Source organism: Streptomyces sp. NPDC087859, assembly GCF_044742595.1.
Lineage (GTDB): Bacteria > Actinomycetota > Actinomycetes > Streptomycetales > Streptomycetaceae > Streptomyces > Streptomyces canus_F.
In genome coordinates this window covers 89,241-97,832 of record NZ_JBIUUU010000032.1, presented here as the reverse complement: position 1 = coordinate 97,832, position 8,592 = coordinate 89,241, and the positions used below count along the sequence as shown (strand labels likewise).

Annotated in this window: 9 protein-coding genes; 3 read left to right on the top strand and 6 right to left on the bottom strand. The window is 70.5% G+C overall.

The window, feature by feature from the left end:
- Window positions 1-323 precede the first annotated feature (323 nt).
- Window positions 324-770: a hypothetical protein gene (locus ACIOHP_RS47340; RefSeq protein ID WP_401897684.1), complete on the top strand. Its 447-nt coding sequence runs from the start codon at window positions 324-326 to the stop codon at window positions 768-770.
- A 73-nt stretch (window positions 771-843) separates the two neighbouring features.
- Here the strand turns inward: ACIOHP_RS47340 and ACIOHP_RS47335 are convergent, their stop codons facing one another.
- The 4 genes from ACIOHP_RS47335 to ACIOHP_RS47320 all read right to left on the bottom strand — a co-directional run bounded on the left by ACIOHP_RS47335 (window position 844) and on the right by ACIOHP_RS47320 (window position 5,245).
- The gene (locus ACIOHP_RS47335) at window positions 844-2,433 is read right to left on the bottom strand and encodes an MDR family MFS transporter (RefSeq protein WP_401897689.1); all 1,590 of its coding nucleotides are present in this window, start codon (window positions 2,431-2,433) and stop codon (window positions 844-846) included.
- Window positions 2,434-2,513: 80 nt separating this feature from the next.
- Complete coding sequence (locus tag ACIOHP_RS47330) at window positions 2,514-2,969, bottom strand: MarR family winged helix-turn-helix transcriptional regulator (protein WP_401897681.1); 456 nt, start codon at window positions 2,967-2,969, stop codon at window positions 2,514-2,516.
- 77 nt (window positions 2,970-3,046) lie between these two features.
- Window positions 3,047-4,789: a ubiquinone-dependent pyruvate dehydrogenase gene (gene poxB / locus ACIOHP_RS47325; protein WP_401897680.1), complete on the bottom strand. Its 1,743-nt coding sequence runs from the start codon at window positions 4,787-4,789 to the stop codon at window positions 3,047-3,049.
- Window positions 4,790-5,050: 261 nt separating this feature from the next.
- Entirely contained in the window at window positions 5,051-5,245 is a 195-nt protein-coding gene (locus tag ACIOHP_RS47320) for a hypothetical protein (RefSeq protein WP_401897678.1), read from the bottom strand.
- 721 nt (window positions 5,246-5,966) lie between these two features.
- Between ACIOHP_RS47320 and ACIOHP_RS47315 the strand changes: the two genes are divergently transcribed.
- Complete coding sequence (locus tag ACIOHP_RS47315; RefSeq protein WP_401897675.1) at window positions 5,967-6,440, top strand: Dps family protein; 474 nt, start codon at window positions 5,967-5,969, stop codon at window positions 6,438-6,440.
- Between the two features lie 67 nt (window positions 6,441-6,507).
- Here the strand turns inward: ACIOHP_RS47315 and ACIOHP_RS47310 are convergent, their stop codons facing one another.
- Entirely contained in the window at window positions 6,508-7,047 is a 540-nt protein-coding gene (locus ACIOHP_RS47310) for a CGNR zinc finger domain-containing protein (protein WP_401897672.1), read from the bottom strand.
- A gap of 121 nt (window positions 7,048-7,168) precedes the next feature.
- Between ACIOHP_RS47310 and ACIOHP_RS47305 the strand changes: the two genes are divergently transcribed.
- On the top strand, window positions 7,169-7,597 hold the full coding sequence (locus ACIOHP_RS47305) for a hypothetical protein (protein ID WP_401897670.1): 429 nt from the start codon (window positions 7,169-7,171) through the stop codon (window positions 7,595-7,597).
- Between the two features lie 13 nt (window positions 7,598-7,610).
- Here ACIOHP_RS47305 and ACIOHP_RS47300 read toward each other — a convergent pair whose 3' ends face one another.
- Window positions 7,611-8,531 carry an alpha/beta hydrolase gene (locus ACIOHP_RS47300; RefSeq protein WP_401897668.1) on the bottom strand — a complete coding sequence of 307 codons (921 nt, stop codon included), beginning with the start codon at window positions 8,529-8,531 and terminating at the stop codon, window positions 7,611-7,613.
- Window positions 8,532-8,592 lie beyond the last annotated feature (61 nt).

Here is an 8,592-nt window from a genome sequence, read left to right as displayed (position 1 = left end):
TTGATGCGCATGCCCTCCAGCATGCCGACCGCCTCACCACCGGACCATAGGGGGAGCCCTACGCTTTGTGTATCACTCACGCAAAGAGAACCCCGCCTGTAGGGGAACCCACACACCCACTCGACGAGAAACATGGGGTTCGCTCCATCGAAGGACGCGGTGGAGCCGAGAAACATATGAGATGGCCTCCCCCGGATACGCCGCGGTCCGTCGGGGACACATGGGGCCGCGGCAGGTGTCACCGGGCGCCTCTGTGAGGGCTGGCGCCCGGTGACACCGCTTCTCCACGCCCGCGCGGGGCCGGGACCTCTGGGAGCTGTGACATGCCGCGTGTGCCGAGAATTCCCTGGACCTGGACGGTGCTCGGCTGCGTCTGCGTATGGCTGGCCGTGGTCTGCGGCTGTCTGCTGACCCAGCACCGCCTCGCCGCCCCCGGGGCACCCGACGCCGACGCGTTGCGTGCCGACGCGGCGAGGGCCGTCCGCGTGCAGGACCCCGCCTCTTTCCAGCGGCTGTTCACGCCCGGCACGGTCGGCTCCGACTATGCGCGCCGTTACTTCACCGACCTTTTCGCCGTCCCGGCCACCGGTCTCGGTCTGGATTTGGAGCGGCAGGCCGACCAACGGTTCCTTGTGCTGCGTGGCCACGAGGCAGGCGGTGGGGCGCTCTGCGACGCCTGGCCGGTCCAGAACTCCGCCGGACGCAGCGTCCTCAGCGCCGTACCGCTGACCTCCGACCCGTGCGACCGCGGCTCCGCGACCACGGGATGAGGAGCGCCGTACCTCCGTATCGCCGTACCGCGGAACACGTGATGTCCGAGGTACGGCGATCCCGCGTCCGGGGTCAGGAACCGGGTGTGCGGGGTGTGCCGGTGCCTTCGGCGGGGGCGGTTGGCTGTGCGGAGGTGCGGGCGGCCGCCGCCTGGACCAGGCCGCTCGAGGCGCGCAGCGGGACTTCCTTGATGAAGAGGGTGACCAGGAACGCGATCAGGGCGACCGGGGCGACGTACATGAAGATGTCGCCGATGGCATGCCCGTAGGCGCTCTCCAGCCAGGTGCGGACCGGGGTGGGGAGCAGGGCCAGGTCGGGCAGTTGGCCGCTGCCGGAGGTCTTCGCCGCGGTCGCCTGATCCTGCGGTGCGAGCCGGGTGATGGTCTCGCGCGCGTAGTGGCCGATCCGGGTGGTGAGGACCGAGCCGAGCACCGAGACGCCGACCGCGCCACCGAGGGACCGGAAGAAGGTCACCGTGGAGGAGGCGGCGCCCAGGTCGCTCGGGGACACCTGGTTCTGCGTGCACAGCACCAGGTTCTGGAGGGTCATCCCGACGCCGAGGCCCATCAGCGCCATGCACAGCGCGATGAACAGGTACGGGGTGTCATGGCGGAGCATGCCCAGCAGCGCCAGGCCGGCCGTCAGCAGCACACCGCCCGTCAGCAGCCAGCCCTTCCACTTCCCGGTGCGGGTGATGACCCGGCCGGAGACGGTGGAGGCGATGAACAGGCCCGTGATGAACGGGATCGTCATGAGGCCGGACCTGGTCGGGGATTCGCCGCGGGCCAGCTGGAAGTACTGGCTGAAGAAGACGGTGCCCGCGAACAGGGCGACGCCGGTGAACATCGAGGCGATGGAGGCAAGGGTGATGGTGCGGTTGCGGAACAGCCGCAGCGGGATGATCGGTTCACTGGCCCGCGTCTCGACAAACAGGAAGACCAGCGCCAGCACGAGCGAGCCACCGACCAGCGTGTACGTCTGCCACGACAGCCAGGCGTACTTGTCGTCGGCGAAGGTGACCCAGATCAGCAGGGTGCAGACGGCCGCGGTGACGAAGAACGCGCCGGTCCAGTCGACCTTCACCTGGCGCTTGGTCACCGGGAGGTTGAGCGTCCGTTGCAGCACGACCAGGGCGACGAGCGCGAAGGGGATGCCGACGAACAGGCACCACCGCCAGCCGAGCCAGCTGGTGTCGGTGATGACACCGCCGAGGAGTGGGCCGCCGACGGTGGCGACGGCGAAGGTCGCACCGAGGTAGCCGGAATAGCGGCCCCGCTGTCGTGGGGCGATCATCGCCGCCAGGACGACCTGGGACAGCGCGGACAGACCGCCGCCGCCCAGACCTTGGATGACCCGTGCGGCGATCAGCGTGGCCGCGTTCGGCGCGAGACCGGCGACGAGCGACCCGACGCCGTACACGATCAGCGCCGACTGGACCAGGATCTTCTTGCTGAACTGGTCCGCGAGCTTGCCCCACAGGGGCGTGGAGGCGGTGACCGCCAGCAGAGAGGAGGTGACGACCCAGGTGTAGGCGCTCTGGCCGCCACCGAGGTCGCCGATGATTCTGGGCAGCGCGTTGGTGACGACGGTCGAGGACAGGATGGCGGCGAACAGGCCGAGCAGCAGCCCCGACAGCGCCCGCATGATCTGCGGGTGGGTCATCGGTACGGCGTCGTCCGCCACCTGTGCCGGGTCGGCGGGGGCGCCGGTCCTGGGGGTGGTTGTCATGGGGTATCTCGTCCTTATGAAGTGACTGCGGGGGCAGGGGCGGGGGCGTCGTCGAAGCTCGCCCGGAGCCGGGACAGCAGCGACGTCAGCCGGTTGATGTCCTCCTCGCTCCAGTCGCTCAGCCGCAGGGCGAGCAACTCGGCGGTGCGGTCGGAGAGTTCGGTGAGACGGCTACGGCCCTCGGGGGTCAGGCGCAGGATGCGTGAGCGCCGTTCGGCGGGGTCGGGGCTGCGGTCGATCCAGCCCCGTTCGGCCAGGTGTGTCACCTGGCGGCTGGTGACCGACATGTCGACGGCGAGCAGTTCCGCGAGTGTGCCGATGCGCAGGTCGCCGTGGCGGTCCAGCAGCGCCAGCACCATGGCGGTCACGCTGGAGCAGCCGCCCGGCAGGCTCCGGTCCAGTTGTCGTCGTACGGCACCGACGGCGCTCAGCCGGCGCGTCAGCTCCTCGTACTGGGCTCTGTCGGCCACATGTCTCTCCTATTTCATTGCTTGAGGCAACCATGACCTGATGGGTTCGCCTCGGCAGATCTCTCAGGCGGGTGGGCTCAGCGCAGGATGCGGCGGGCGACGTTCGTGTTCACCAGGTCGAGCAGTTCCTCGCCGCGGCCGGAGAGGACGGTGCGGATCGCGTAGAGGGTGAAGCCCTTGGCCTGCTCCACCGAGACCGCGGGCGGCACGGACAGCTCCTGTCGCGCTGTCATCACCTCGACCAGCGCCGGGCCCTCGTGGGCGAAGGCACTCTTCAGCGCGTCCTCCAGGTCGCCGGGCCGCTCGACCCTGCGGGCCCACAGCCCGATCGCGGCGGCGACCTCGGCGAGCTGAGGATTGTCCAGCTCGGTCGCGTAGTTGACGATGCCGGCGGCCTTCATCTCCAACTCGACGAAATTGAGCGAGCCGTTGTTGAAGACGACGATCTTGGCGGGCAGCCGGTTCTGCCTCAGGGTGAACAGCTCGCCGAGGAGCATGGTGAGTCCGCCGTCGCCGGACAGCGAGACCACCTGGCGGCCCGGGTACGCCGCCTGTGCGCCGACGGCGTGGGGCAGGGCGCAGGCCATCGTGCCGTGGTTGAACGAACCCAGCAGCCGCCGACGCCCGTTGAAGGTCAGATAGCGGGCCGCCCACACCACCGGGGAGCCGACGTCGACGGTGAAGACGGCGTCCTCGGCGGCGAGCCGGTCCAGGGTGCGGGCCACGAACTGCGGATGGATGGGGGTGCGTTCGCGGTCGTTGACGGCGAGCGCGTCGAGTGACTCGCGGGTGCGGGCGTAGTGGGCGCGGGCGTGGTCGAGATGGTCGACGGCGCGCTTGTCCGTCTTGGCGGACAGCAGCGGCAGCAGCGCGGGCAGGGTGTCGCGGACGCTGCCGACCAGGGGCAGGTCGACATGGGTGCGGCGGCCGATCTGCTCGCCGCGCAGGTCGAGCTGGATCACCTTCGCGCCCTGCGGATAGAACTGCCGGTAGGGGAAGTCGGTGCCCAGCATCAGCAGGGTGTCGGCCTCCTCGATCGCCTTGTAGCCGGAGGCGAAGCCGAGCAGTCCGGTCATGCCGACGTCGTACGGGTTGTCGTACTCCACGAACTCCTTGCCGCGCAGCGCGTGCACGACGGGGGCCTTGAGGGTCTCGGCGAGCCGGACCAGGTCGTCGTGGGCACCGGCCGCGCCCGCGCCCGCGAGGATCGTGACCCGCTGGGCGGCGTTCAGCAGGCGGGCGGCCTGGGCGAGTGCCTCGTCGTCCGGGCGCACGACGGTCCGGGCCGGGCGTACGACGGTGGGGGCGAGGGTCCGGCCGGTCTTGGCAAGGAAGATCTCGCCGGGGACGACCACGACCGCCACTCCCCTGCGTTCCACGGCCGCCCGCATCGCCGTCTCCAGGATGCGCGGGCCGTGTTCCGCGCTGGTGACGACCTCGGCGTAGACGCTGCACTCGGCGAACAGCTCCTGCGGGCGGGTCTCCTGGAAGTAGCCGGAGCCGATCTCGCTGCCGGGGATCTGGGCCGCGATGGCCAGGACCGGGACGCGGCTGCGCTGGGCGTCGTAGAGGCCGTTGATCAGGTGCAGGTTGCCCGGGCCGCAGCTGCCGACGCACACGTTGAGCTCGCCGGTCAGCCCGGACTCGGCCGCCGCCGCGAGGGCCGCGCTCTCCTCGTGCCGCACATGCACCCAGTCGACGGCGTCGTCCCGGCGTATCGCGTCCGTCAGCCCGTTGAGGGAGTCACCGGGCAGACCGTAGAGACGGTGGACCCCGGAGGCCTTGAGCGAGGCGATGACGTGGTCGGCGAAGGTGACCATGCGGGTTGCCTTTCGTCAGGTGTGAGCGCGTACCTGATCAGTGTTCGGGAACATGCATTGCACACACATCCGTCGAATGACTGCGTGGGTGGTGGGGGGACGGCGGGGCCGCTGGGTCGGACGACTGCCGGATATGCCGGGTTCATGAGCGGGAGTGAGTCGCGCGCTCCGCCCGGACGCGGGGAAGCCCGCACCCCCTTCTTTCCGGACAGGGCCGGGGGTGCGGGCTTTTTGAGGCTTCCGACTTGGCTACGAGCCTGGCTACAGCCCGAGGTCGAGGGCCAGACACGAGAAGGTGCGATACGCGGCCGTCTCGCCGGGCGAGGTGTTCGCCCCGCCGTTCGGCTGGGGCTGCACCGCTTCCGTCATGTTCTCGTACCGGATGCGCTCGGGCAGCTTGCCGAAGCGAGCGCGCCGGGCCGCCGCGGCGGTGTCCATCGTGGCTTCCTGGCTCATGGGAGCCTCCACTTCGTCGTTCGTGAAAGGACCCCGTCAGCCGGGGCCACTACCAGCTTGCGCCTTCGATTCGTCACCTGTCAAGGTGGTGACGCGATGCCGGATGGGCGCGCTATCGCAGTTCCGGGCGCGGAACACGGGTGAGCAGGGGCGTGCGGGGCGACGCGGGCCTTGCCGCGGGCCGGCGGGGCGGGTGACGCCGAGGCTGTCCGGGTCGCCGCCGGGCGGGGGCGCGGCACGTCCGGTATCGCGGTGAGAGGGCGGCCGCGAATCCGACGCGGGGAACCGACGTGCCCGGCCGGTCAGTTGCCGTGCGTCGGCCGGTCGAGCCACTCCCCGAGCAGGGCTCGCTCGCCGGGGGTGAGGGCTGCGGTGGCGTCCCCCCTCCAGAGCCCGATCACGGAGATCGGCGAATGTGCCGTACACCTGCGGATGCGGCGTCTCGGCGCCACCTCCGCCTCCGCGGGCCACCGGGTGTGCTCGGCGGACGGAAAGCCGGCCTCTGCGCACGACAGCCGTACGGGTGGCGCGCCTCGCCGGGCGGCGTCGCCGGGCCGACTGACCGCGACACGGTTCCTTCAGCCTCTCCATGGTCACCATATATGGGTCTTTTCGTCTTGTATGGGTCATGCCGACCGGCAGTCAAACGACTGATCCACGGCAGGACAGCGGCTTCGACAATGGGGACGCTGGCGACAATCCGGAAAGGAACCGCACACCCATGACAGTCATCAACAGCCCACTGCCGGACAAGGAACGAGAGATCGTGGGCACCGCCCTCCAGGCGACCCTGGTGGACCTGCTCGACCTCTCCCTGGTGGCCAAGCAGGCGCACTGGAACCTGTACGGTCCGCGTTTCCGCTCCATCCATTTGCAGCTCGACGAGGTGGTCACCACCGCCCGCGAGTACGCCGACACGGTGGCCGAACGCGCCGCCGCGCTCGGGATCAGCCCGGACGGACGGGCCGGCACCATCGCCGCCACCAGCGGGCTGCCCGAGTACGCGCCGGGCTGGACCAAGGACGTCGACGCGGTGGAGGCGCTGGTCAAGGCGTTCTCCGCGGTGATCGGCCGGGTGCGGGAGCGCATCGAGACGACCGGTCCGGCCGACGCGGTGACCGAGGATCTACTGATCGGCCTGACCGCGGACCTGGAGAAGCAGAGCTGGATGTTCCAGGCCGAGAACCGCAGCTGATGACGTCGGGGGCGTGAAACCGGCGGGGACGGTTCCGTACGACGGGCCCATCCCCGCCACATGTGTGTCACGCCCGTCGACGTGCCCGCAGCGCAGCCGCCTTGACGCGGTTGCCGCAGGTCCGCATCGCACACCACTCGCGTCGGCGCCCCCGGGAGCGGTCGAGGTAGACATGGGTGCAGTCGGGGCGCCCGCACTCGCGCAGCAGCGCCGCGTCGCCCCCGGCGAGGATCTCGACGGCCTGGCGGGCGAGGTCGGTGAGGGCCTGGGCGGCTCCCCCGGAACGACTGGCGCCCGCGACGCCCAGACGCGTCACCACCGGCACCCCGGCTGCCTGCCGGTTCACCGTGATCACCGCCGTGACGGGCAGGGCGCGGCCGGTGAGTCCGGCCCTGACCAGGGCGTAGATCGCCTCCCGCAGTTCCAGCGCCGCGCGCAGGTCGGCCCGGTCGGAGCCGGGGTGGCGGTCGAGCAGCCCGGCTTGGACGAACCAGGAGTCGAGCAGCGCGGGGGAGCCGAGCCGCTCGACGGGAACCGGCGTCCGCCGCTCATGGAGGGTACCCACGAAGTCGAGTGCGGGTACTCCGCACGGAAACACATGTCTCACGTGACCTCCTGGGGCAGGGCCTGACCACCTTTCAAGAGTAACCACCTTGACAGGTGACGGCAGCCCTTGGGAAGCTCTCGTCACCAGCCAGAACGGTTACTTCTCGGTGAGGACACTTCCCATGACAGTCGTACGCTTCCACCTCGTCTCCCGGCTCGGCCCGAAGGACGTGCTCCAGGTGCTCACCGACTTCAGCCCCGCACGGGCCGAGGCCTGGCCCACGATCGACGCCGCACACTTCGAGGTCCACGACCTCGGCGACACCTGGGCCGAGGTCACCGAGGGAACCTCCGCGGCCTGGGAGCGGGCCCGCTACGAGTGGGAGCCGGCCGGTGACACGGTCACCATCACCACGCTCGACTCCAAGCTCTTCGGCCCGGGCGGGGGTTGGGTCTTCCGGATGACCCCGGAGGGCGAAGGCACCCGGGTCGACGTCGAACTGACCCGGCAGCCCGCGACGTTGAAGGGCAAGATGCTCGCCGCCCTGCTCCCCCTCGCCGCCCCCGGGTCGCTGCGCAAGTCCTTCGCCGGCCCTCTGCAGGCCACGTGACGACAGCCGTCGCTCACTTGTCCAGGTTGCTGGTGAAGAAGTCGGCGAGCTTGTCGACGGCCGGGTCGATGTACTCGCGCTTGTCGTAGAGGTCGACGTGACTGGCGCCGGGGATGCGGTGGAGCTCCTTGGGGCCGGTGGCGGCCTGGTGGGCCTCGATCGCCATCCAGGCGGTCACCGCGCGCTCGCCGATGATCTGAAGGATCGGCCGGGGACCGATGAGGGGAACCGAGCGGAAGACGTCGCTGGAGGCCATCTTGTCGACGCTGTCCCAGGTGAGGAACTTCGCGGAGCGCTCGTGGTAGCCGCGGGCGCCGCAGTAGTACTCCCAGCCCTCGATGCCGTGCTCGCCCCCCAAGGCGCCTGCCTCCTCGGCCGTGTCGGGGAACATCGTCAGCACGCCGGCGTCCTCGCCGCGGGCGGCGCGGGTGCGGGCCTGGGCGGCAGCGTCCAGGAGGGCCTGGAAGACGGCCGGGTCCTGGGAGCCGTCGGCACCGAAGCGGAACTGGCGGGCCGGTTCGGCGGTGCTCACCGTCGCCACGGCCTTGACGCGGTGGTCGCCGCCCGTGGCGGCCAGCGAGTAGCCGCCGGAGGCACAGATGCCGAGCAGGCCCACGCGGTCGGCGTCGACCTCCTCGCGGGTGGTCAGATAGGACACGGCGGCCTTGAAGTCCTCGATGCGCTGGGCGGGGTCCTCCAGCCCGCGCGGCAGCCCGCCGGACTCGCCCTGGTAGGCGGCGTCGAAGGCGAGGGTGACGAATCCGCGCTCGGCCATCAGCTGTGCGTAGGTGCCGGACGTCTGCTCCTTCACGCCGGTGCCGGGGTGGCCGACGACCAGCGCCGGACGGGGACCGACGGCCGGAACGTCGGGGGTGTAGAGGTGTGCGGCGATCTCGATGCCGGCGCTGTCGAAGCTGACGCGGGTCCTGGCCATGGCGAACACTCCTGGATTTCGTGACGGACTAGGTCGGAAGCGCCCGGTCTCCGCCGGGCAC

Coding starts and splice junctions, on each gene's coding strand:
- ACIOHP_RS47340 (WP_401897684.1), top strand. CDS start 324: ATGCCGCGTGTGCCGAGAATTCCCTGGACCTGGACGGTGCTCGGCTGC.
- ACIOHP_RS47335 (WP_401897689.1), bottom strand. CDS start 2,433: ATGACCCACCCGCAGATCATGCGGGCGCTGTCGGGGCTGCTGCTCGGC.
- poxB (WP_401897680.1), bottom strand. CDS start 4,789: ATGGTCACCTTCGCCGACCACGTCATCGCCTCGCTCAAGGCCTCCGGG.
- ACIOHP_RS47320 (WP_401897678.1), bottom strand. CDS start 5,245: ATGAGCCAGGAAGCCACGATGGACACCGCCGCGGCGGCCCGGCGCGCT.
- ACIOHP_RS47315 (WP_401897675.1), top strand. CDS start 5,967: ATGACAGTCATCAACAGCCCACTGCCGGACAAGGAACGAGAGATCGTG.
- ACIOHP_RS47305 (WP_401897670.1), top strand. CDS start 7,169: ATGACAGTCGTACGCTTCCACCTCGTCTCCCGGCTCGGCCCGAAGGAC.
- ACIOHP_RS47300 (WP_401897668.1), bottom strand. CDS start 8,531: ATGGCCAGGACCCGCGTCAGCTTCGACAGCGCCGGCATCGAGATCGCC.